This window comes from Dyadobacter pollutisoli, from assembly GCF_026625565.1.
Lineage (GTDB): Bacteria > Bacteroidota > Bacteroidia > Cytophagales > Spirosomataceae > Dyadobacter > Dyadobacter pollutisoli.
The window spans coordinates 5,076,588-5,100,916 of the sequence record NZ_CP112998.1; the positions used below are offsets into that span (position 1 = coordinate 5,076,588).

Sequence of the window (24,329 nt, forward strand, 5' to 3'; positions counted from 1 at the left end):
TTTGGTGGCTTCTTTGTACATATACCCCCGTCAAACAAAATGCACGAACCCACCGTGAACTCTCTTCCTCATTTTTTCATTCTTTTGAAGAACTCAATTCCTTATCATAATCATTCACCTCATGCCATTCATCAATTTCAATACGAAGAAAGTTGTCAAAATCTGGGATGGAATTTATGGGACACTAGCACATTCTGAAAAACAGACTTTTGGGCATTTTACCATTGATGCCAACACTGTCTTGCCCGTACACAGCCACCCGCACGAGCAATGGTCACACGTACTGGAAGGTGAATTGGAATTTGATATTGACGGCGAAAAAATGCTCCTCACACCCGGGATGACGGCCTACATTCCTTCCAATGCGCCACATTCCGCGGTAGCACATACGCAATGTAAGGTGATCGATTGTTTTACCCCAGCCCGGCAGGATTTTATTGAGTTGGAAAAGCAGGCTCAGTAGTTACAATTTCACGCCGGTATTGCCTCCTTTTTCCATTGAAATATCAATTGGAACATTCGTTTTCCACGCTCCTCGTGTAAAATCGGGAACGTCTACTGAATTGGAGCGATGCGCTACGGACCATTCGCTCAGCGGTCCCACTGAACTCCATGTTGCAGCATCATACACATCCTGATCCAGCGGCAGGCCGTTACGAAGGCAATCGATCGTGCGCCAGTCCATCAGGAAATCCATCCCGCCATGGCCGCCTACCTGCTTGGCCATTTCACCTATTTTTTTGACGATTGGTGGCGTATATTTTGCCTCAATGGCCTTGTACTCTTCCGGAGAAAGCCACTCGTGTCCCTGTGAATAACGCGCTGGTTCCGGGTATTTCAATGCTGCTCCTTTGGTACCACTTACGAGCTGAATGCGGGAATAAGGGCGTGGCGAAGAAACGTCAAACTGCAACATAATCGTCTTGCCCTTTTTTGTGCGGATCGTGGATGTGTTCATCATGCCATTATAGGGTTTCCCTACAAATGGTTTGAACGAGGCATCTTTCTCAGCCAGCTTCACGGCAGTGTCCGCCATCACAAAGTCATTGTTCGACATGGAAACAAGGTAATCCATCACATCGCCGCGGTTAATGTTCATCACCTGGCATATCGGGCCGAGGCCGTGTGTTGGGTACAGGTTACCAGTCCTTTGCGAAAGCTCTTTCAGCTCCCACATTTGGTAAAAGCGCTCTTTATCAAAAACGTATTCTTGCAAATTATGAATGTATGCACCTTCGCAATGCGTTATTTCACCGAAGAATCCCTGTCGGGCCATATTCAATGTAAGCAGCTCTGAAAAGTCGTAGCAGCAGTTTTCGGTCATCATGCAATGCTTTTTCGTCTTTTCCGAAGTCTCCACCAGCTCCCAGCATTCGTCAATGGTCTTGGCAGCAGGCACTTCCACACACACATGCTTGCCATGGTTCATCGAGAAAACTGCCATCGGCGTATGCAATGCCCACGGTGTGACAATGTAAACCAGATCCAGATCCGGCATTTCGCACAACTTTTGCCAGGCATCAGGACTGGTATGAAATCCCTGCGGCTTGTGGCCGGTAGCCGCTGTCATTTTGGTGGCTTCTGCTACTTTTTCAGGTCGCAGGTCGCAAAGCGCTTTGATCTCTACGCCTTCAATTTTGTTCATTCGCTCTACTGCCGCCATCCCCCGGTTGCCCAAACCGATAAACCCTATACGTACAGTGCTGAGCTTCGGAGCCGCATAGTTACACATATTAAATACCTGCGGGCCTCGCTTATCCGGCAGCTGGCCGGGATCGGATGTTCCTGCATAGGCTGATAATGCGCCGCCTGACGCCAGGCCGAGGCCCGTCAATTTTAAAAAATCCCTCCTATCCTGCTTCATATCAACTCAATTGCTGATTTACAATCTTACTGGAAATGGCTTCGCTTAAAAACGACGGCGTGTAACCATTGTCGGCTGCCCATTGAACTGCCGCCAAAATCCGGTCGCGGTAGTCTGGTTGGTAGGCTTCGTAAAACGGATAAAAATATTGCTCGTGCACCAGCAGATCCAGAAATGGCGGTTTATAACCATTCTTTTCGTGCTGATCCAGATGCGGCTTGATCTCTGGCAGCTTCTTGGTATCGATCACAATACTGGCCCTGACAAAAGTGATGTTTTCAGCCGTATCCCGCCAGACAAACCGCTTTTTGATATGTCGCCGCTGCGGCACGGTGAGGTAGTACGAAGCTGAATATTGGTCATCATCTACATTGAAATAGCCTAATTGACCCGTATAACCTGCATCCCGCATTGCCCGTGAACCTTCCACAGTTGCCTCACCCCAGTGAATGGTGGTTACCGAGCCCATTACTTCCTCCCCGGCAAAACGCTTGATTTCGCCCATAATCAGGTCACAATCCTTTTTCACCTGATCATAATCTGCTGCTAAATAAGGCATATCCGGAAATTCTCCCAGGGCATGAAAGCTCAGCCGGAGCCATTCGGAGCTTTGTTTCCATTCTTCCTTATACTGGTCTGTGAAGTCCGACAGATTGAATCCATCGGTCTGGTAAAAAAGGTTTAAATGGATCTTGGTACCAAATCTTGCATTCACATCTTTGAGAAAACCCAGGTAAGGGTTATCAAAAAGCGATTGGCAATTGTCTTTATTTTGCTGAATATCCCTTAAAAACCAAATGTTGTCATCAATGGACAGACGATATCCGCCTGCAAAATTTTTGAGCCAAAAAACCGTGATACTACTTTTATCACCGTTATCCTGATCTTCTACCTCAATGTTGTTTTCGTAGTCGGTCAGACGAATTGTGGCTTCAAAAACTCCGTCGATCAATGTCGCTGCCGTTCCGTTCACTATCAGTGTCGTAGCATCCGGAGCCGAAATCTTAACTTTTACTTCCAGGTACTCGTCCGTCATGACGCCGTCACGGGCATGGAGCATGTCTCCCTCGATGGGGCTTATAAAATGAATGCGGTTCTCTTCCATGGTTTTGGTAAGGGTAGCAGGCGGAAAATCAATAGGTAGCGCGTCCGCCGGAAAGGTCGAATGTAAAGCCGGTGGTGAAACTGTTTTCGTGCGACACAATGAATGCAGCCATGTTTGCGGCTTCCTCCAGTGTTCCACAGCGTTTCATCGGGATTTTGTCAGTCATATATTTCACCTGGCTCTCGGGCATCGCGTCCACCAGGGGCGTACGGATCACGGCCGGGGCAAGGGCATTTACGGTAATTCCGGTTTCGGCGTATTCTTTTCCCTGCACTTTGGTCATTCCAATCACCGCCGCTTTGGAAGCGGAATAAGCGAGCATTCCTGCATTGCCTTCTTTACCGGCAATGGATGCAATGTGTAAAATACGGCCGTAATGGTTGGCCAGCATATAAGGCAGCACGGCTTTGGAAGTATAGTAGCTAGCCATAAAATTGACATCAAACACCTTTTTCAGGTTCATTGTATCGACCTCGTGGCTTTTGATACCCGTAGTTCCGGTAATTCCCGCGCAGTTGATCAGAATGTCTACTTTGCCAAATCGTTCCACAACCCGGGCGACTCCCTTCTCCACCTGCTGTTCATCTGTCACGTCCAGGCCTATCAGTTCCTCCTTGTCCAGATTACCCACAAACTCCTCATTCAAAGCCTTTTCATTCAGGTCGAACAGACCTACACTGGCACCTTCATTCAACAGTTTATGTGCTATCACCAGGCCAAGCCCCGATGCAGCTCCTGTAATAATTGCTACCTGTGTACTGAAACTGCTCATTTTACCAGCTGGGTGTTTAGTCTTCATTAACTTGCCGGTTTTAAAAGTACGTTTTTTACTAATTCTTATCACTCTTTTGACAATGTTGTTTCCAAAGGCTTAATTTCCCAGCTTTCATCGTTGAGCACATCTATCACCCTTTGGTTCAGTTCTTTAATGTAAGCTATCGAAGACGGATCGGGAATGTAGGCTGCTTTGCGTGCAATGCTGTTTTTCAAAATCCCTCTTGCCATCAGGAGTTCCTTTTCAGCGTAGTGGAAAAGCTCCATGTTTTGTAGTGAAAAGAAAATCTGCGGCATGACCTTTTCAAACAAATCGAAGGCTTTCGCGTGCTCACCATTGCTGCGCAGGTTAAATACCCTTTGCAGAATATCCGCGACCGCCAGCCCGGGCATTACTCCGCGAATTCCGATGGGGATCAGTTCCAGCATGTACAAGCCTCCCCAGCCCTCAAAAAGGCCGATTTTACCTTTTGTACTTTGGATAATGTTATCAAACTTGGGTGCACAGAGGGGTTCTTCCAGTTTCAGATATTTGAAATTCGGGTTCTCCTCCATCAGGTTTTTGATAAATTCGACACTGATCGACGACCCGCCGGGATTGAAATCCTGGATCAAAACAGGTGTACTCGGAATTGACTGCAGAAATTCAGAAAGGTATACTTTGAGAGAATCTTCCGGCAAACTGAAAATCCTCGGAACTGCGAGAGAAACCACGTCCGCTCCTGCCTCAACATTGGCTTTCGCCAGTTTGATCGCGATTTTCAAAGAGGGATGGTTGGACTGTGCCACGATTTTGATCCGCCCCGCCGCATGTTCTACCGCTACCCGCACGACCTGCAATTTCTCATCGTCGGTTAGTTTGTAAAATTCACTGGCGTAGGCAGGAAGGCATACCGCTTCAATTCCGCTGGTTATAGCAAAATCAATCAGGCTGCGGAGGGCATCTTCGTCAATCTCCTCGTTTTCAGTGAATGGAGTCGGGATAATGGGTACCACTCCAAGCAGTTCGTTTTCTGAATTCATCATCATCATTATTATTGTTTATTGACTGATTTCAACCAGTTTCTTTTGTTGAGACCTGCTGTCTACAATGGTCAGGATCAATGTACTGGCCAGTACCAGGACACCTCCGATAATGGCCTGGGTCTTCAATGTTTCTCCTAAAACAAAAGCGGCGATCGGCAGCCCCATGAATGTGATCAGGTAGTTGGACAGCGCGACCTGCGTGGCATCCAGGTATTTGAGCACGCTGAAAAACATGATCATAGACAGGAAGTTATGAAACAATGTTAGTGCGATCATTCCCGTCCAGGTTTGCGTCGTGTAATCCGGGATGCGCGAAAACATTTCGGGCTCATAATACCACACCAGCGGCGCCAGCATGATCACCAGAACGAGGTAGGTGTAAAAAACCATCTCCATTTCGGTGTACTTTTCGGCTACCTGCTTGCAGCCCACATTGTAATAAGCATTCCCGATGATCGCCAGGAAAATGAGCAGATTACCCAATGCATAGCGCGAGCTCAAATCCATCTTTTTGATATCGTCCGTCGAGCATAGTAACACGCCGATGATCGCTATCCCAAAGCTGATCCAGCGGATCGTGTTCATTTTTTCTTTTAGCAGGAAAAATGCAAATACTGCTGTGATCACCGGGAGTGCCAAAACCAGTATTGCGGCATTACTGGCCAGCGAATATTGGGTACCGTACGTCATCAAAACCTGCGAAGGAAAAGCGCCCAAAGCACCGAGCTGCACAAAAATCAAAACGTCTTTGATCTTCTTTTTGCCTTTTCTAAAATCCTTGATGACGAATGGGGCGAGAAAAATAGTCGCTAGCAACATCGGTAACCAAACGGTAAAATACGGCCCTACCTGATCCTGCACGAGCTTGATACAGGTAAAATGAAACGACCATATGAGGTTGCAAAGGAATAATATCGTCCAGGACAGAAATGCTTTTTTCATTGCGTTACAAATAAATATTGGCCTGTTTTATATTTTTCAACCGCTGCTAAATCCAATGTAATGCCCAGGCCGTCACCCTGCGGCACCAATGCAGCACCATTCTGAAAATCGATAGGATCCACAATGAGGTCGTCTTCTCTAACCAATTCACCAAAAATATCCGACGGAATAGTGCAATTGATACTCGCCGCGGCAATGTGTAAACCCATCGTTTCCGAAATCCCAAGATCCACCTCCGATCCGCGCCAGCAAGGCTTTCCTTCCAGATGCGCCACCTCGGCCAATAGCACCGAATTGAATGCCGAACCATTGAAATTATAGCCGTCCACCGCGTCAGCTCTAACAAAAGCGATCATATCACGGATATCCTGGGTGTAGGGCAGCGAAATGTGCCGGTACATCGGCACGCCCAAATGCTTTTTGAGATACTGAAACCCTTCAATGTCCTCATGTAAAACAGGATCTTCCAGACCGAGCATCATACTTGGCTCCACACCCTCCATGAGTTTCAATGTCGTTTCCACATCATTCCAGCGCTGGTTCGGGTCCAGTAAAACCTTTATCCCCTCACCGCATTTCCTCCTGATCTCCTCTGTCCACAACCGAACCGGGTCTTCATCGGAACATTTGAATTTGAAAACCTTATGTCCTCTTTGCATTGCCTCAAACGCCTTTTGAGCGGCATCTTCGGGTGTGCGCCTGCCCGTCCAGCCCATGCAATCTACACGCTCGCGGTAGCCTCCGCCCAGCAGCTGGTACACAGGTACCTGCAAGAGTTTACCCACGAGATCCAGCACCGCGCATTCAAAGGCTTCGTAAATCCGCTGATCGTTTACCGGCAGCCTGCGCCAGTTAAGTTTCAAAATATCCTGACCAACAAGCACCTCCATACTTGCTTCGATCAGGTCGGGTGACGCGCTGCGGTAAGTTTCTCCTACTCCTGTCAGACCATTTTGAAGTGTCATTTCAATGATCCATTTGGGCTGATTGGCAAATTCCGTCCAGCTTTCACCAGTCATGAATTTTTTGGCAAAAGCTGTATCCTTGTCCAGTACCATTTCCGAATTGAGACTGCCTGGCTTGGCAGGCACGATCACCTCGGTAGCTTTGATAGATGCGATGGTTGTCATTCTATTCTCCAATATTCTGAGGGTATTTTTCGGCCAGCTTGCGAATGTCGTAGCTGAATTCTATGAATAATTTCTCCCAGGCAGCCGCGCTTTCGTGGGTATATGGGTAAAATCCTTTTGCATTACTTACCCCTTTCGCTCCCGACGCTACCAGGTCTTCCATGAGCGCAGGTGCGTTTTGAGTATTGTCCAGGTCGGGAAACAAATCCTTCATCACAGTCAGGTACGCCGGAATGCCTGTGAGGTCCATGAACCGGAACGGGCCGGCAAATGTGATCCAGTAACCCAGGTCATTACGCAAAGACCGATCGACATCTTCTACCGTCGCATACCCATTTTCCACGAGATTGAATGCCTCCCGAAGCATGGCGTACATGATCCTGTTGGTGATAAAACCCCTGATATCTTTTCTCAAAAGCGATGGTTCCTTGCCCCAGCTCTCGGCCAGTTTTACGATTTGCCATGCATAATCCACATTGGAATCTTTGCCGCAGATCACTTCCATAAACCGCGTAATGTGCGCAGGCTCAGCCCAGTGAATACCTAACATCCGTTCCCGATGCTTTAAGCCATTTTGTAAAACCGATACCGGAATGGCCGATGTATTGCTGCCGATAATGGCTGTCGGCGACAGAACGGTTTCCAATAAATGATAAACCCGCTTCTTTTCCTCCACATCTTCGGTAATGGATTCAATCACGATCTCATGGCCCGCAAGCCCCGCCACATCATCGGTAATGGTGATCCGGGTAATTACATTTTCAGGATTTTCGGTCAACAAACCCTCCTCATACAGTTCAGTCAAAAACCCCAGAATGCGTTTAAGGGCAAGTTTAGCCTCTTCCATGCTTTTGACCAGAGAAGTGACCTCGTGCCCTGCAGCCAGAATACAGGTAGCAATGCTGCTGCCCATTAACCCCAGACCTACCGTACCGATTCGTTGTTTCGCACTCATTTTATCAAAAACTAACTCGTTTATTTCCGCCCATTAACCGATCACCGCGATGGCGTCGATCTCAATCTTGATCCCGTCGGACAGTACCGATTGCACGGTAGTCCTCGCCGGACGGATACCGGTGAAGAATGTGCCATAGGCCACGTCATACCGGTCAAAATCATTGATATCTTCCAAATGAACGGTACATTTCACAATGTCGTCGATGGTACCGCCAGCCGCTTCCACTACCTTTTTTACATGTTCCAGCGTCAGCAATGTCTCTTCCTCGATCGTTCCGTGAATGACTGTACCGGTTTTCAAATCAAGCGGCCCCTGACCACTGATGAATAACATACCGTTTTTCAAAACACCGGCTGAATAAGCGCCGGTGCTCACATTTTTATCGGGGTGTTTTATTTCTTGTTTCATTTTAAAGCTATCGGCCGTCGGCTTTCAGCAGTCGGCTTATTGTTTGATTGTTTGATCATTGAGATATTAAATTAAAAATCAACCACTTACTTGTCAATCTGAGCGCACGGGGCCGCCCGGCGGTCGAAGCGCACATGCACACTGCAAAAAGGCATAGCGCCAAACAAATAACGACCTTCGACCACAGCGGTGGCTGACAAAAGCAACTTCATTATATTACGTGCTAAAAAACAGTTCACTTCTCACTCCGACGGCCGACCGCCGACTGCCGAAGTAATTTCCCCCATCACCCCCCACCCCCCAAACTCCCCCAGAAACTTCACCAACTCCTCCACTGCCTTCCCAAGCAAATGCTCCCCTTTTTCCGCCGTCGCCAGTTGCGGCTCTCCGCTGCTACCGTTGCTGGAAATGAAGGCTGTTTGTTTGAAAAGCGTTACGCCACGATATGGCTCATCATCTTCCCAGGGAATGTATCCGTTACTTTCTGGTCGCAAGGCGCGCTGCGCTTTGTCCATTTTTACTTTTTCGGGAAATAAATGCAGCATCATACTGGTTTCGTACTCACAGGCATGACTTAGCGCGGGGCTTTCCATCGGAGCTTCTCCGGCAAATGGCTTTCCGCCCAGCTCCCAATAGGTGACCAGCGCAATGTTGGGCTGCAATGCCGCGTCAAAATCCTTGCTTAGCACTGCCAGTGCTTGTTTCACCGGGGTAATGTTGCCCCCATGACCATTCAAAAGCACTATTTTCCTGAATCCATTTTGTAATAACGACCCAATCAGATCGACAATAACCTTTGTATAAAGCTCTGGGCGAATGCTGATCGTACCACCGAATGACAAGTGATGATGACTCGACCCGAAAGGTAATGTCGGGCAAAGCAGTACCTGGTCCGGCAATGCTGTTTCTGCCTGACGGGCGATGTATGTTACAATATCCGTGTCCGTAGAAACCGCCATGTGCGGGCCGTGCTGCTCAATCGCTCCCAGTGGAAGCAAAATAACAGCGTCTTTTTGCAGATTAACTGACGGGTAACTCAGATTCGAAAATAACATAGCACACTGGGAAAGGTCGCTGGTTCAAATGTATCAATTAAATTTTTGTAAACAAAAAATATACAAAATAGTTTACAAAATAACCAAGTCAAACCTCCATGAGTTATTTCGTGGGCATGCGAGTGAAAATTCCTTACTAAAAATCAGGCCTGAATAGTGCTTGAAATGATTGATCCGCAACATGTTCCGGCTTGTTCTGAATGCGGTAGTCGATCACTTTCAGAAACAGTTTCTGCCACAAGGCGTACTCTACATCAAACCTCCCCAAAATGGTATTCATGCGGTAAGGCATGTTTTCCGAGAGCCAGGCTTGCTGGTAGGCCGTTTTTAATTCACCATTTTCGTCCATCACGTCGATCAGTAACCCGTGGCAAATGTGTGTGATATCGTATACCACGAAGTCATTTTTCTTCCGCCGCAGCATCGATTCGTCCCAGCGGTCACACATCGTTTTGGCCCAGAGATAGCGGGTAGCGGAGTAAGTCATCAGCCGCGCCGCCACGAGCAGGGAATTGATAAAAGCATTATCCTTTTTATTGCATTTGGCCAGCGCCAGGATCAGTTGGCCTTGTGCTTCTTCGCTGAGCTTGCGGGCGTTACGAAAATCGTCCGAATGCTCATTCGTATTTTTAAGATAATAGGGCAGGAACGGATTCGACCAGCTTTCAATGATGGTCCCACGTGGCATTCCATTGGTATTTTTACCGAGACATTTATCCAGATACACATTGGATTGAGCCAGATAATCAAACGCTTTGTGCATTTCCGCGGCTGCTTCCGGGTACAGAATGGAACTATATGCCACCGTGAATTTCGTCTTGTCGGGTACCTGCCCCTGCCACGCGCCTATGCAGCCATAAGCCATAAATAGCCACGAGGAGCGCACAAACGGTTCCACTGCATCCGTCCAAACGGAATGAATGAAGCCTAATGTATGATTTTTCATGCCTGCTTTCAAACACAGGTCAATGTTGGTGTAGGTATAATCAGCATCGGGGTAAATGTGGCCCCAGCCGGAAACCGCCGGCTGTATAAAAAAATTTTTTTTTCTCTTTGAGTACCGGATTCAGATACCGGTTAATCTCAACAGTATCAGGCTTGTACTCCCAAATCACCGGTATCACGCCTTTCGGCAGTTTTTTCATGATATCAGGATAGTAGTTATTCATATCCGTCCACGCCATAACTGTTTTACCATACTTTTTCAATTCATTCTGAACAAATGTGAGCTGCTGCAGCCACAATTCTTCCGAATTGATTTTGCCGTCCTTATCGTCCGCAATCCTTTTGGTTTCCCAGGTTTCATCAAATCCTACGTGAATGAATGGGCTTGGAAACAGGTCGGTATATTGCTTGATCCAGTCTTTCAAGAGCACATTAGCGCCGGGTTTGCGTGGGTCGAGCTCATGCCCGTACTGCCCTATCGCGAGGTCGGCGTACTTTTCATTTCTTAATAATTCATGCAAATGCCCGTACAAATTCAGGAACGGGACCACGTCCATATGCCGCTCTTTTCCGTAAGCAATGATACTTTTGATCTGCTCCTGCGTGTAGCCCGACTGGTAGGCAACGGTGGGAAACCCTTTTAATTCAATGCTTACTTCATTATAGAAGTAGTATTGGTTGGTTTTCCAAAGCGCCAGAAAATCAATCTGCTTTTTGATCTCCTCCACAGTCGGCAAACCGCCGTGCGCGAAGTCCATCATTACTCCACGAAAAGCCAGTTTGGGCTGATCCGTAACGGTAACACAGGGAATGTAAGCCGCTTTTCCAGTTCCGGTGATCATTTGCCGGATCGTCTGAACCGCATAGTAAAGCCCGGCCGACGTGGTAGCTTCAATCTGTATTTTTTGAGAGGTAATGTTCAGTTTATAATGCTCGCGCTTACTGCCCGGACTGGTTTCGGATACTCCCGGCAATTCGTGACCTTTTTCTTTTACCAAAAACTGAAATGTAGCAGCGGCCTGCGACGAAGCCATCATTGCTTTTTGCCCGGAACGTTCGAGAATAATGGATTTCAATTCATTGAGCGCGAATGCTATGTCTGTCGAAGCATTGGCAGGAATGGCGACTGAGATTTTGGAGAGTGGCAAAGTCCCCGACTGGTACTGAATGGATTCAGGTTCGGGGAATAAAACAGGTTGCTTTTGAGCAAAGACAGGAATTGTAAAAACACAAAAAAAACACAGCTGATGAAGATACCCTCGCATATTCAATGAATTTTTAATCAATATAAGCTTTTAAATAGTTAACATGAACTCGGAATAACGGCTCGATCTTTATCACCAGAGCTCTAAAAAAAGTCCCGTAGGGATGAAATACCAAGATTTCGTCCCTACGGGACTTTTTTTATCACGGCTAATTAAACAATTACAACTACCACCAATCCTTTATTTAATCAAAAACTAGTTTTTGTCCCACCACAGCGGCGTAGCCGCATTGTCCGGCCCGTTCAGTAGCTTCACGGCTTTGGCGACGGCGTCAGCGTTGGTTTGCTTTTCGGTATCCAGGAACGGGATGCGACGGATTCGCTTTCCTTCCGGCAGGTCCGGATTTTCGCTGTGAACAATGGTATAGAGTTCCGGCAGGCCCGATCTGCGTACTTCTGCCCACCCTTCCATGCTGTCTGGGAAAAGCGCCAGCCATTTTTGCTGCGCTACCTGCTTGCGGTTCATATCCGCGGAAGCTGCCCATTTGGCCGGGTAGTCGTTCACCGGCGGAGAATTCTGGCCGTCTTGAGGTGCAATCGGGATAGCGGGATTGCTGATGTACTTGGCGATCACGGCCTGATCCGTAATACCCCATTGCGCCATCGACATTTTGATACCGGTTTCGTACAGGTTTTGCGCATTGTCACCCATATTCCAGCCGTTCAATGCGCCTTCTGCTCTCAAAAAGTAAGCCTCTGCGGCGTGCATGATGTTTTGAGGTGTTGCAAAATTGGCCGTAAAGTTGCCATTGCCGACATTGGTAGCCCAGCGCGAACCCAGATTGGAATTGAATTTTCGGGAATTGATGTCCATTTGTTTTTCAACAACCAGTAATCCGTTTCTTACACCGTCGAATTTGCCGGTGAATGTAGCTGGCTGAAAATAAATCGGCATACGAGGATCGTCGTATCCCTTCATAATGGATTCCATAGAAGAGCTCATCCGAAGCTCATCCCAGGCCACGATCTGCGACAGACCATTCCGTTCGTTATAAACCGTGCTGGATTTGGGCATATAAGCATCATCCGTGATAGCTGTCATCACACCTGCCGCTACTGCTGCTTCGGCTTCCTGCTTAGCGAGCGCCGGATTTACTTTGGAAATACGCAATGCCAGTCTCAGGCGTAAAGTATTGGCAAATTTAGCCCAGGCAGCAGGAGATTGGTTTCCTTTTGTATTGTAAACCAGGTCAAATTTATCGTAAGGAGTAGCAGTACCCGCACTTTTCAGAACTGTCGAAGCGACGTCCAGCTTTTTGAAAAAATCGTAGTAAATAGAATCCTGACGCGTAAATGCAACTGCATCCTTACCATTGGCCGCATCAAAATAAGGTACAGGCCCAAAGTAATCGGTCACGCGATGGAACATCCATACCCACCATACTTTCGCGATCGCATTCTCGGCCAGTTTTTCGTCAGTTTTTTCAATAATGGTTTTCAGCTGAGGCGCGGCGGAAATATACACCGGGTTCCAGGCCGCAGGCATCCATTCCTGCTTGATCACATAGCGGTCTGTCGGAAAAGACATCGCCGCCTGTGAGTAAAACTGAGAGTAAACTCCTGCTACTGTTCCCTCGCCAATTTCAAAATCGTTGGGAGCCAATGTAGTCGTCATCAGCGCATTGGCAAACATATATGGATACTCCGTCGCACTCACCGAACCCAGCTTGGTATTATCCGTATTGATCGAATCAAAATCATCCGTACAGCCGCCTATGCCCACAATTAGCAACAGCAATGAAGCCAGGGACAGGCAATAATATTTATTTATCTTGTAATGCATGACCGTCATTGTTTTAATTAAAATGAAAGTTTAAGGTTCAATCCCATGCTCCTGGTAGCAGGCAGGTTATTGTACTCGATACCCTGGTAGTTACTGTTACCAATGCTGACCTCGGGATCAAAATCAATTTTCCTTTTGCCTATGCCCGGAATGTCCAGAATGGCATCGCCGCGGTAAATGAAGAACAGGTTACGCGCTACAAACGAGATCTTGGCGGTCTTGATGAATGTAGGAAGTCCTTTGAATTCATAACCGAATGTCAGCTCCCGTACACGCACAGCTGTGGCGTCGTATGTGAAAAACTCAGCCCAGGAGTAGTTGTTTTGCGAAACCGTCGTCCAGAATTTCTCTGCATTGATCGCCTTGTTGTTGGCAGTACCTTCCGCTGTCACACCTGGCAAAACCCACGATCCAGCTTCTCTGTACTGGGTAGTGTAGTCGGCATTTCCGAAGTAAGCATTCTGCGCTGCCGAGCCGGAAGTTACTATTCCCCCAAATTTACCATCGATCAAAAGACCCAATGTCCAGTTCTTGTAGGAGAAATTATTGCTGAAACCTGCGGTGAATTTCGGGTTGTAGTTGCCCACTTTTTCAATGGCGTCTGTTTTAATGGGCACACCATTCGCATCCACCAGATATTGTCCGTTCAGCTGCTTCCATTTGTATCCGTACATATCTCCGTAGCTCTGGCCTTCCACTACCAGCGGAGTCGCAGTGCGCACATTGGTACCTGAGCCCAGGTACACGCGAGGCACTCTCGGGTCCAGTTCAATCACTTTATTGCGGTTCAGCGCGTAGTTCAGTCCCATATTCCAGGTAAACTTGTCGCTTCGCAGGATCCTGGCGGAAAGTACCACTTCGACACCCGTGTTCTGAATATTCCCTGCATTGAAATAACGCGAAGCATAGCCCGAAGAGGCCGGGGCGCTCACCGTCAGCAGCTGGTTTTTCGAATTGGTTTTGTAGTAAGTTACGTCAATCCCAAAACGGTTTTCCATAAATCGCCAGTCCGTGCCAAATTCCAATGATTGGGTTAGTTCCGGTTTCAGGTTACCAATGGATTTGGTAGGGCTACTCGAAACAAATCCTCCGAACGATCCCCTACTATACGTATAGGTTTGGTTGATCAGATAAGGATCTGCATCATTACCTACCTTGGTCAGCGACGCACGTACTTTGGCAAGGCTCACCCAGTTTGGCAAGTGTACCATTTCCGACAAAACACCTGAAAGACCGATCGATGGATAAAAGTACGAGTACGGCTCAGGCAATGTGCTCGACCAGTCGTTACGTGCCGTGAGGTCGAGGAACAGATAATCTTTAAACGCAAACTGCGCCGTTCCATAAACTGAATGCAGGTCTCTTTTGCTTGTGCTGGACGTTACGCCCAGGTTTGTCGCAAAGCCCAAATCAAACTTATTCGGGATACCAAGGCCGTCGGCGTAGTTTACTCTCCGTCTCAGGTTTCTCATCAACATCGAACCTCCCAGGTTGTAATTGATCTTGATATCCTTCGTAATGTTGTTCGTTCCGTTCAGCAGGATATCAATGTTGCGTTCACTCACCAGCGCGTTTTCTTCTGCATAATATCCTCCCGGCAGGCGGGCATAGTTGGCTGTATTATTGGAATAACTGTGTGTATTGAAGTCGTTATAGCTATCGGAACTAATCCGTCCCTGAATGTTAAGCCAGTCGGTAAATTTGTATTTGATCGCGATCAGCGAAGTTACCCGGCTTCTGTTTTCCAGGTGTTTGGTATTATAAATCGTCCAGTACGGGTTCATATAAACCGGGTCAGGATTTGTCCAGTATCTCTGGGTTTCAATACCTGTGGAACTGATCGTTTTGTAATCTTTCAAGTCTTCCAGGTTCACCGAGCGTGGGATATGCGAAAGGTTGGCTACTACAAAACCGTCCCCACCAACGCCAGGCTTGTTTTTGATCTTCTGCAGCGTGTAAGTGATCTTAGCATCCACCGATAACTTGCTGGTGATGTTAATGCCCAATCGGCCATTGAATGTGTTACGTGTCAGACTGTTAGTCGGCACGATGCCATTTGCATTGTTATTGGCATAAGAAAAATAGGTCGTCATTTTCTCTGTTCCGCCGCTTACACCAATCGCGTTGTTGGTCGAAATGCCAGTTCTGTAAAAATCCGTGATATTGTCAGGATAGGCTTGCAGTGGTACTGTGTTACCAGCCCAGTCGGTTACGCTCTGGCCGGTGATCGCCGCCCCCCAGCTGCCTGTTCCCAATGCGGAATAAATCCCGCCAGCTCCCTGGCTGTACTGATTTTGCAGATTTGGCGAAGTAAATGCCTTATCGAATGATACGCCTGAATTGACATTGACACTCAATGCGCCGCTTTTGCCTTTTTTGGTCGTGATCATCATAACCCCGTTCGCAGCACGGCTTCCATATAATGCAGCTCCCGCCGCTCCTTTCAGAATGTTAATAGACTCAATATCATCGGGGTTAAGGTTTGCAACCCCATCGCTTCCGCTGTTTCCGCGGTTGTCGTCACCGGAGTCATTTCTTACCTGTCCGGAAATCGTCGAGTTATCTATAGGTACACCGTCGACTACGATCAATGCATTGTTTGTTCCCTGGATAGACCGGTTTCCACGCAGGATAATGCGGGTAGCGCTGCCGGGACCGCTCGAAGAAGGAGTAATTGTCAAACCGGCTACTTTACCGGACAATGTATTCGTGAAGTTTGCATCCCGTACTTCATTAATTTGCTCACTTCCAATTTTTTGCGTCGAATAGGTCAGTGTTTTGGCCGCCCGCTCAATTCCCAGGGCCGTTACAACCACCTCCTGCAAACCTACACTTTCTTCCGAAAGGGTAATGTCGCTGAGGTCGGTACGGCTACCTATTTCAACTTCCAGTGTTTTCATACCGATGTAAGAAATCACCAGCACATTTGCGTTATCCGGCACGGACAGGCTGAATTTTCCATCTTTGTCGGCTATCCCTCCCTGCGTTGACCGCTTAATGATGACCGATGCTCCGGGGATCGGCGCCCCTTTCTGGTCGAGCACGCGGCCCGATACTTTCCTCACCTGTTGCGCACTGGCCGGTTCAAGACCTACGATAATAAGCAAAAGTAGTAACGGAAGAACGAGTGAGCGGCTAAGGAAAAAGTTTTTTATAATCGAGGGATTCAGAGCGTGAAACCTCAATGGGTCTAAAGATTTTTTCATATCCAAAGTTTTCTGAACGATAAATGGGACTAATGGGAAACTCAAAAGGCAAGAAACGACGCAAGTGTTTTCTCATAGGCGGACGATTTTAGTAAGGGCCAGGCGACATTCAACTCCCCGACGTGGAGTTATAAACATTGAGTAAATAATTATCAGGTTATTATGTTAACAAATATATTATTTTTTTGTCAACAAAAAAATTTAGAAAAAATTATTCAATATGATTTACGCGAAACTATAAACGCCCGATCAGGGTTTCCGCGAAAGTCTGTACTGTTGGTTTGTGGGTTACCAAAAATTATTTGGCATGTAAACCAATAAAAAAGCCGGTACCTACGCTGGTACCGGCTCCTCATATAATCTTCTGTAAAAATGGTCGCTACAATTCAGTCTCAGGCCAGGTCCATAGATGCTACCTCGCCGCGGATCAGGTGTTTCAACAAGGCATCTTCCGCCCGCTTCACATCCCTTGCTTTGATACCCGCTACTATTTCGCGATGTTCCTGATCTGTGAGCTCATAATCATCCATATGTGTTTGCGTCTTGCCCAGCTTCTGATGAAACAAGGGAATGTTGCTTGCTTTATATAAATCTACAAGCTTTTCATTTCCAGCACATTCTATCAAAGTCTCATGAAATTTAACGTCAGCCTCACATGCTCCTCCAAAATACCCCCGCTCTACCATAGACGTAAAGTCGTCACATATCCGGTCCAGTTCCTCTATTTGCGGAGCTTCTATCTTTTGGATCAACAGTCGCAATGCGCCTATTTCCAGTATTTCACGTAGCTCCCTGATCTTGTGACTATCTTCAATGGTAAGTGTTTTTACAAAAAAACCACCTTTTTCTCCCTGCACGATCAGCTGTTCACCAAGCAGCCTGGTCAACGCCTCGCGAATAGCCATACGATTAGCATCCAGCTTCTTAGACCATTCATCCTCTTTGAGCCTGGTACCCGACGTAAGCTGATTGGAAAGTATTTTTTTTCTAAGTTCTGTGTATGCTTTATTCGAAAGTGAATCTTCCTTCATTTTTATGTAAACAATAATTCATAATTTAGTAAACCAAAAACATGAATATAAAGGTAAGAAATAATTCAATTTTACTATCACCTCATTTTTGACTTAATTCGTAGTAGAAAGCACCTTCCACCCTTATCAGCGTTATTAAACTAAATACTGTTGCAAAAATTACTCACGCCAATACGAAAACTCTACCCATTCCTCCTGCTCATTGTATTTGTTAATTGCTCCAATCCCGGGCAAATTACAGGGGAAAGTAATGCCGTTAGCATTCGTCAGGAAAATGGGAAATACGCGATCTATCGTGCCGGAAAACCGTTTACAATCAAAGGAGCGGCAGGATTTTCGCATTTCAATGAATTGAAACAAGCCGGTGGCAATACACTCCGGACCTGGGATACCACTCATTTGCAACAGATCCTGGACAGCGCACGGGCCAATGGTATCGCCGTGATCGTCGGTTTGCCGATTCCCAACAATAATGACATTAAGCAGTACCAGGACACTTCCATAGTCCGCGCCCGTTACCAGGCATTACAATCACTGGTGAGAAAGTATAAGGACAGCCCGGCTATCCTCATGTGGTGCCTGGGCAATGAGCTTGACTTTCCTTACAAATTGATTTACAGGCATTTTTACGAAGACTTCAATAATCTGACCAGCATGATCCACCGGGAAGATCCCGGCCACCCCATCACAACGACGGTATTGAATTTTAATCCCAAATACATTGCCAACATCCAGATGCTCTGCGATATTGATGTAATTTCCTTCAATATTTTCAGCAACCTCAAAATCCTCCGAGATGATCTTGCAGGCCTTTCATGGTTCTGGAGAGGCCCCTATCTTTTGCTGGAATGGGGGATCGACGGTCCGTGGACGGGCTCCGAAGAAACTGCCTGGGGTGCATTTATCGAAAATACGAGTAAGAAAAAAGCGGAAGTATATTTGAAACGGTATCAACAGGAAATGCCGGTGGAAGACCCGCGCTTTCTGGGCGCGTGCGTGTTTTTCTGGGGACACAAGCAAGAAACCACCCATACCTGGTTTAGCATATTTGACCAAACGGGCGAAAGCTCCGAAGCCGTCGGGAGTATGCAACACCTGTGGACTGGCAAACCTTCGACCGTACATTATCCCGACATCCAGTACATGCTGCTGAACCAGAAAGGCGCGAGGGACAATATCATTCTCAACCCCGCTACTGCTGCTTCCGCCGAAGTACTCATGTTCACCGGTCATGACGATGTCAAAAGCGTTAAATGGGAGCTATTTAAAGAGGATTGGTATAAGGAAAATCAAATGAACAGCATTAAGAAACTCCGTCCTCTCAACCATTTAATTGAGGCAGGAAATGGTTTACATACAAAATTTGTCTCGCCGTCGGAAGAAGGCCCCTACCGGCTCTTTGCGACTGTTTATGATCATAATGGTCATTTTGCATCCTGTAACACACCTTTTTACGTCGTCAGCAACAAATGAACCACACAATCTACGTCAAACCACCTTCCCGCAGACAGTTGCTGGTCTTGCGGCTCATGATATTTCTGGGTGTGATCGCGATGGGCTATTTTTTGAATGCGATACTATCCCCGGCTGTGAGAGGTTATGCGCCGCTATACTGGATGCTGATCATCGCTTTTGTCTTCACCTGCCTGAAAATACTGCATGAATGGATCCATTACTTTTACATCACAGTACCGAAGACACCGCCATTAACCAAGTCCTATACGGTTGACATTTTTACCACATTTTGCGCTGGCGAACCTTATGAAATGATCTTGGAAACGCTCACAGCGATACAAGCAATCACTTATCCGCATCAAACGTATCTTTGCGACGAAGCTGACGACCCTTACCTGCGCCAGGTATGCCTCGATCTGGGCGTACATCATGTCACACGAACGGACAAACGCGACGCGAAAGCTGGTAATATCAACAACGCCCTGCGTCAGTCGACCGGTGAACTGTGTGTTGTACTTGACCCTGATCACGTCCCTTTTCCGGATTTCCTGGATCCTATTGTTTCACATTTCAATGATCCCAAAATCGGTTATGTTCAGATCGTACAAGCTTATAAAAACAATGATGATGGATTAATTGCCAAGGGCGCCGCACAGCAGACCTATCAGTTTTACGGGCCGATGATGATGACCATGAACAAGTACGGGACAGTTCTTGCCATTGGTGCCAACTGCACATTTCGTCGCACCGCACTGGAATCCATCGGCGGGCACGCGGCCGGGCTCGCGGAGGATATGCACACCTCCATGCAGCTGCACGCGAAGGGTTGGCGATCAATATACGTGCCTGTTATTTTGGCGCGGGGCTTGGTGCCTTCTACCCTTTCGGCCTATTACAAACAACAGTTAAAATGGGCACGGGGTGTGTTTGATTTGCTTGTACATATTTATCCAAAGCTTTTCAGTCAGTTTACATGGCAGCAGAAATTACATTATGCCGTCATTCCGCTACATTATATGTCCGGATTTATTTTTCTGATCAATTTCCTGATCCCTATTTTCTCATTGCTGATGGGCGTGAGCCCCATGCAGATTAATATCGAAGATTTTGGATTGGTAGTATTGCCACTGGTCGCTGCAATTGTCTTGATCCGTCATTTCGTTCAATGGTGGGTAATGGAGGACGAGGAACGGGGATTCCATGTTGTCGGAGGATTACTCATGATCGGTACCTGGTGGATATTCATTTTAGGATTTGTATATACTATTTTTGGCAAAAAAGTACCTTACGTACCTACGCCCAAAGACGGCAATGAAGCCAACAATTGGCCTCTAAACGTCCCCAATATCGCCGTACTGGCATTTTCAGTAGTTGCTATTATCTACGGCCTCTATGCCGACTGGAACCCGTATAACATCATAATGGCTGGTTTTGCAGGCATGAACTGTCTTTTTATGTGTTTCAATATAGCGGCAAGCAGGCAGCAACAGTTTCGCATACTAAGGACCCGCCATAGTTCACTTAATATGACAATGAACTGGATCAAGAACCTGAAAGGCTATTTTTGGATTGCACGTCGCCGGATTTATTCTGGGTTGAGAACTTCCGCACTGTCGTTGGTACTGATTCTGATTAGTATACTCATTTTTATCACACAGTTCAGGGCCAGGGAAGCTGATAGTATTTATCAGGCCATAAAAAATGAGGTCCATGCGAAAAAAGCAAAAGCCAGAATCACTGAAACCGACGTTATAAAACTCACTGCTGCACTGGGACTACCTTATTTGCCTCTGGATACGATGGCGGCCAAGCCCTACCCCCATGCCGTTTTCCCAGAAACAAGAGGTGTCAATTACACGAAAGGACATGAATGGGCGAACCGGTATCCTGCATTTACGCGGCGAGAGCTCGTGCGTGATTTTGTGCAGATGAAACAGCTCGATATCAATACCATTAAGCATTATGGCCCTGGTATTTACGACTATAATATATTGAAGGCCGCCAGAGAAATGGACATGAATGTACATTATGGCTTCTGGATTCCGGATGATATTGATTTTGTAAAGGAACAGGAAAAGCTGTCCGATCTCCACAATGAAATCATCCATGCTGTGGATAACCTGAAAGAAAAGACGAAAATCATTTCCTGGAACATTGGCAATGAAGTTTTACAAAAGATACATGCTGATTCAGCAACCGCTGACAACATTCAGCAACAGAAGGCATATTTGATATGGGTCAAACAGTTAGTGGCAGACATTAAGAAGAAGGATCCGAGCAGACCTGTGACACTGGATATTGGCATGGAGAAAAATTTACCGGAAACAATCGGCCTTTTGCATCGGTACCTGCCGACAATAGACGCGTTCGGGCTTGCGCTGACGGATGAAAAACAAGGGAGCCATATTCCTCAGCATTTACCAGCCCGCTATTTTCTGAGCTACGCCGATGTTTCTCACTATCAGCAGGTATTCAACTCCCATACCGGTGTCTTCATTTCAAACTGGCAGGACGAGCAGACAGAAGGACTAGTCAACTTTGACGGGCTTATCGATTTTGCGGGGCGAAAGAAGTACTCGGTTCAGGAACTGGCACATCTTTGGAAAAACAGCCCGGCTCCTGCGTCGGTACCAAAGGTTAAAATACTCAAACCCGCTGCCGGAATGTTTCCGGGGCATAACCTTGCGTATCACGCCCTTATTCAGAAAAACGGACAGTGGAATCTAGTGGATTCACTTTCCAGGGATCTGCAATTCGAATGGAAACTGATCCGTACAGACGGTTTCAACAACCCGGTCGAAATGCGGCATATTGGAAGCGGGGCCAAGGTAGTACTCAATGTTCCATCGCATCCCTCTATATATCAGCTGTATCTTTTCGTGATCAGGCAATCGGTTGTGGTGGATATTGTCGGATCATCATTAAACACGCCACTGCGCCAGGCGAAACTATAAAACTGACAATCTGCTTAACGGTCCGAAAGCGTTTTAACAAAATGATCAAACGTTTCTTTGCTGATCCCCCAATCGGGCGCAGGGATGTTACCCCACACCTCAGGATTATCGGCCAGATTGAAGTAGCAAGCACCCACAATCTCTTGGTGTTTGCCAATCGTTTTGGCTGCGTTTTCCATCCATTTCTGCTGAAAATCCTCCGGACCTTTCACGCCAAACTCAGTCACAAACATCGGCTTGCGAGTTAACAGCACCCGGTGGATCTTTCGGTCATAAATGGTTTCAAATGACTCCTGTTTCGTAGGGTCTGTAATATTTTTGTCGGGCAGGCCGTAAATGGCGATGCTGACATAATCCACAACATCCTGGCCAGGCCACCATTCCATCGAGCCCCGGTCACCCGCAGGCCCCCACACTTTTTTGATGTTAGGGGTACCAACTTTTTGTAATGACATAAAATGCCGGAACGCCTTAATGTATAGCACAGGGTCCTGGCTCTGCCACGCGTACCGGTGAATAGGGATCTCCATTTCGTGTGCAAACCGAACGTAAACTGTATGTTTTGCTTCGGCAATGATCCGGAACACCTCATTAAATTCCGGGTCGTAAACACCATTGATCGTGTTGAGCATAACATTGGTATCTTTCCGGATCTTCTTATCCCTCCACGGTTCCACAGTCACAATCGCATCGTGGCCTCTTTGCATAATGGCAGTAAACTCTTCATCGAACTTACCGTCCTGAATGTTTCCCAGATCTATGAAAATGTGTTCTACATGCACTTGCGGCGATTTCAGAAGTAACTGTTTCGGATCATACACACCAACAAGCAGCTTCCTATCTGTATCAGCGGGCCCTTTTAAGGGCGACAATTTCCCAATCGTTCCGTAAATGGTAGCAGCTTCCCTTTCGGTCTCACTGATCGCTTTCGCCAGCTGTTTCTTAACCCCAGAAGCATCCCTGACACTTTCGGAGCCGAGTATAAACAACGGCTTGTCCATAAACCGCACTCTGTGAATTTTCCTTCGAATATCGGTTATTCGATTTTTTTCGGGCGGGAAGGCTGTCGCCAGAAGTTCGGACTTACTCCCGACGGTAATACTCACTATATCGACAGCATCCGCGCCAGGCCAGTATTCTTCTGTACCCGGGTAGCCGGCTGGTCCCCAGACAATGTTTACAGCCGGCGAGACTTTTTTGCAAATTTTTGAAAAATGCCTGAATGCTTCGACATAATCGTGAGGAGCGTGATATTGCCACGAATAATGCTGTACAGGAACCTCCATCTCGGGATTCCAGCGCAGATAAATGTTCTTATTTTCTTTGGGGAATGCTTCACAGAGCGATTCGATCATTTCATCAAGGTCTCCGTCCGCAACTCTGGCGAGCACATTGTCCCCACCCGATTCAACGGTGATCAATACATGTGTCCCTGCTTCCTTAAAAAATTTGTCCCGGATCTCCTGCTGGTCGATGTCTGACCCTAGCTGCAACACGAAATGCCGGATATTTTCTGGTGACTTACCGGAAAGCTTTCCACTTCTGTCATAAATCCCCAACACGGGTTCCGCGAGCGTCCTGTCGGTAATCATGACAGGTGTATGGTATGTATTGAAATAGTGACGATACTTGAAGACTAACCACAAACCAACGGCGATTAACAGGAAGCTTGCGATATAAAAGTTCTTTTTGTTTTTCATAAATGGGCTCCCTGGTTCGCTTGAAAGCCCAAATTAACAAAAACACTTTTCAAAATAATAATAGTGAACGGCCAACAGAGCCTGTAAACGAAAAACCGGGCAGATCAGAAGAAATGTAGCGTTTACATTTTTTCTGATCTGCCCGGTTTGGAAATTGAATGCCTGGCTTTATTTTTTTCCCAAATCATGAGGCGATTTTAAGTGTTACATTAACTCTCTCTCATATTGCAGGCCTATTGCGGCTGCCGGAAAACTGAGAACGCGATTAAATTCGGTGATTGCCTGGTTAACCTGCCGCTGCGAGATGCCGCTGTATTCGAGCATGATCAATTTGGCTTGTTGAACGCTGGACCTTCTCATTTTCCAATATTGTGGATGGTTGGTCCCGATGGCTGTGCGAAAATATTTTTCCTTCGGTTCCTTTATCAAGATTTCGTATTCGGTACTGAGCTGAGGGTTATCATGTAGGAAATACCCTTTGACGACGACTTTGACTTCGCGTCCACTTTTTAGTTGAAAAATTTTCTCGTGAATCATAACGGTTTTGTTTAAGAATTTCAGATCGTTGTCTTGCTGTCGAATTTGAATTGGGCAATGTTGCAAAACTTTTGTGCCAGCCCGTGTGTGCGGGTGTTGGTATTCACAAACTTTGCTTTACAAAACGATTTTTTCTCAAAAAGATTAGCAAACGGTCGATTTTGTTAGCATGCGGTCATTTTCGCTGATTTT

19 protein-coding genes are annotated in these 24,329 nt (G+C 46.8%); 3 read left to right on the plus strand and 16 right to left on the minus strand.

All coding sequences use genetic code 11. The annotated features are described in order from the left end of the window. Positions 1 to 121: 121 nt before the first annotated feature. Positions 122 to 463, plus strand: coding sequence for a cupin domain-containing protein (locus ON006_RS20645; protein ID WP_244823753.1), 342 nt, complete (start codon positions 122 to 124; stop codon positions 461 to 463). Here the strand turns inward: ON006_RS20645 and ON006_RS20650 are convergent, their stop codons facing one another. The 14 genes from ON006_RS20650 to ON006_RS20715 form a co-directional block, all read right to left on the minus strand. Beyond that, entirely contained in the window at positions 464 to 1,864 is a 1,401-nt protein-coding gene (locus ON006_RS20650; protein ID WP_244823754.1) for a Gfo/Idh/MocA family protein, read from the minus strand. Position 1,865: 1 nt separating this feature from the next. Further along, the gene (locus ON006_RS20655; protein ID WP_244823755.1) at positions 1,866 to 2,969 is read right to left on the minus strand and encodes a hypothetical protein; all 1,104 of its coding nucleotides are present in this window, start codon (positions 2,967 to 2,969) and stop codon (positions 1,866 to 1,868) included. Positions 2,970 to 2,997: 28 nt separating this feature from the next. Beyond that, positions 2,998 to 3,741 carry an SDR family NAD(P)-dependent oxidoreductase gene (locus ON006_RS20660; protein ID WP_244823876.1) on the minus strand — a complete coding sequence of 248 codons (744 nt, stop codon included), beginning with the start codon at positions 3,739 to 3,741 and terminating at the stop codon, positions 2,998 to 3,000. Positions 3,742 to 3,809: 68 nt separating this feature from the next. Beyond that, entirely contained in the window at positions 3,810 to 4,775 is a 966-nt protein-coding gene (locus ON006_RS20665; RefSeq protein WP_244823756.1) for a dihydrodipicolinate synthase family protein, read from the minus strand. Between the two features lie 9 nt (positions 4,776 to 4,784). Further along, positions 4,785 to 5,711, minus strand: a complete 927-nt coding sequence (locus tag ON006_RS20670) for a DMT family transporter (protein ID WP_244823757.1) — start codon at positions 5,709 to 5,711, stop codon at positions 4,785 to 4,787. Beyond that, complete coding sequence (locus ON006_RS20675; protein WP_244823758.1) at positions 5,708 to 6,841, minus strand: mandelate racemase/muconate lactonizing enzyme family protein; 1,134 nt, start codon at positions 6,839 to 6,841, stop codon at positions 5,708 to 5,710. Before ON006_RS20675 ends, ON006_RS20670 begins: the two co-directional genes overlap by 4 nt. Position 6,842: 1 nt before the next feature. Then, on the minus strand, positions 6,843 to 7,796 hold the full coding sequence (locus ON006_RS20680) for a 3-hydroxyacyl-CoA dehydrogenase family protein (protein WP_244823759.1): 954 nt from the start codon (positions 7,794 to 7,796) through the stop codon (positions 6,843 to 6,845). 33 nt (positions 7,797 to 7,829) lie between these two features. Then, positions 7,830 to 8,207 carry a RidA family protein gene (locus tag ON006_RS20685; RefSeq protein ID WP_244823760.1) on the minus strand — a complete coding sequence of 126 codons (378 nt, stop codon included), beginning with the start codon at positions 8,205 to 8,207 and terminating at the stop codon, positions 7,830 to 7,832. Positions 8,208 to 8,449: 242 nt separating this feature from the next. Further along, positions 8,450 to 9,262, minus strand: coding sequence for a creatininase family protein (locus ON006_RS20690; protein WP_244823761.1), 813 nt, complete (start codon positions 9,260 to 9,262; stop codon positions 8,450 to 8,452). Between the two features lie 136 nt (positions 9,263 to 9,398). Then, on the minus strand, positions 9,399 to 10,208 hold the full coding sequence (locus ON006_RS20695; protein ID WP_267609893.1) for a hypothetical protein: 810 nt from the start codon (positions 10,206 to 10,208) through the stop codon (positions 9,399 to 9,401). Positions 10,209 to 10,248: 40 nt separating this feature from the next. Continuing rightward, positions 10,249 to 11,472, minus strand: a complete 1,224-nt coding sequence (locus ON006_RS20700; protein WP_267609894.1) for a glycoside hydrolase family 20 zincin-like fold domain-containing protein — start codon at positions 11,470 to 11,472, stop codon at positions 10,249 to 10,251. A 195-nt stretch (positions 11,473 to 11,667) separates the two neighbouring features. Next, a complete protein-coding gene (locus tag ON006_RS20705; RefSeq protein ID WP_244823763.1) occupies positions 11,668 to 13,254 on the minus strand; it encodes a SusD/RagB family nutrient-binding outer membrane lipoprotein in 1,587 nt (528 codons plus the stop codon). Between the two features lie 17 nt (positions 13,255 to 13,271). Then, on the minus strand, positions 13,272 to 16,460 hold the full coding sequence (locus tag ON006_RS20710) for a SusC/RagA family TonB-linked outer membrane protein (RefSeq protein ID WP_244823764.1): 3,189 nt from the start codon (positions 16,458 to 16,460) through the stop codon (positions 13,272 to 13,274). Positions 16,461 to 16,852: 392 nt separating this feature from the next. Continuing rightward, a complete protein-coding gene (locus ON006_RS20715; RefSeq protein ID WP_244823765.1) occupies positions 16,853 to 17,491 on the minus strand; it encodes a GntR family transcriptional regulator in 639 nt (212 codons plus the stop codon). Between the two features lie 150 nt (positions 17,492 to 17,641). Here ON006_RS20715 and ON006_RS20720 point away from each other — a divergent pair, with 150 nt between their 5' ends. Together ON006_RS20720 and ON006_RS20725 are read left to right on the plus strand one after the other, a co-directional pair. Beyond that, positions 17,642 to 18,964 carry a glycoside hydrolase family 2 TIM barrel-domain containing protein gene (locus ON006_RS20720; RefSeq protein WP_244823766.1) on the plus strand — a complete coding sequence of 441 codons (1,323 nt, stop codon included), beginning with the start codon at positions 17,642 to 17,644 and terminating at the stop codon, positions 18,962 to 18,964. Continuing rightward, positions 18,961 to 21,900 (plus strand): glycosyltransferase family 2 protein, encoded by a 2,940-nt coding sequence (locus tag ON006_RS20725; RefSeq protein ID WP_244823767.1) that lies wholly within the window; start codon positions 18,961 to 18,963, stop codon positions 21,898 to 21,900. The genes ON006_RS20720 and ON006_RS20725 overlap by 4 nt, the downstream gene beginning before the upstream one ends. A 14-nt stretch (positions 21,901 to 21,914) precedes the next feature. On the opposite strand, the gene ON006_RS20730 is transcribed toward ON006_RS20725, so the two are convergent. Next, positions 21,915 to 23,600 (minus strand): glycoside hydrolase family 26 protein, encoded by a 1,686-nt coding sequence (locus ON006_RS20730; protein WP_244823768.1) that lies wholly within the window; start codon positions 23,598 to 23,600, stop codon positions 21,915 to 21,917. Between the two features lie 204 nt (positions 23,601 to 23,804). Beyond that, positions 23,805 to 24,137, minus strand: a complete 333-nt coding sequence (locus ON006_RS20735; protein WP_244823769.1) for a hypothetical protein — start codon at positions 24,135 to 24,137, stop codon at positions 23,805 to 23,807. Positions 24,138 to 24,329: the final 192 nt, after the last annotated feature.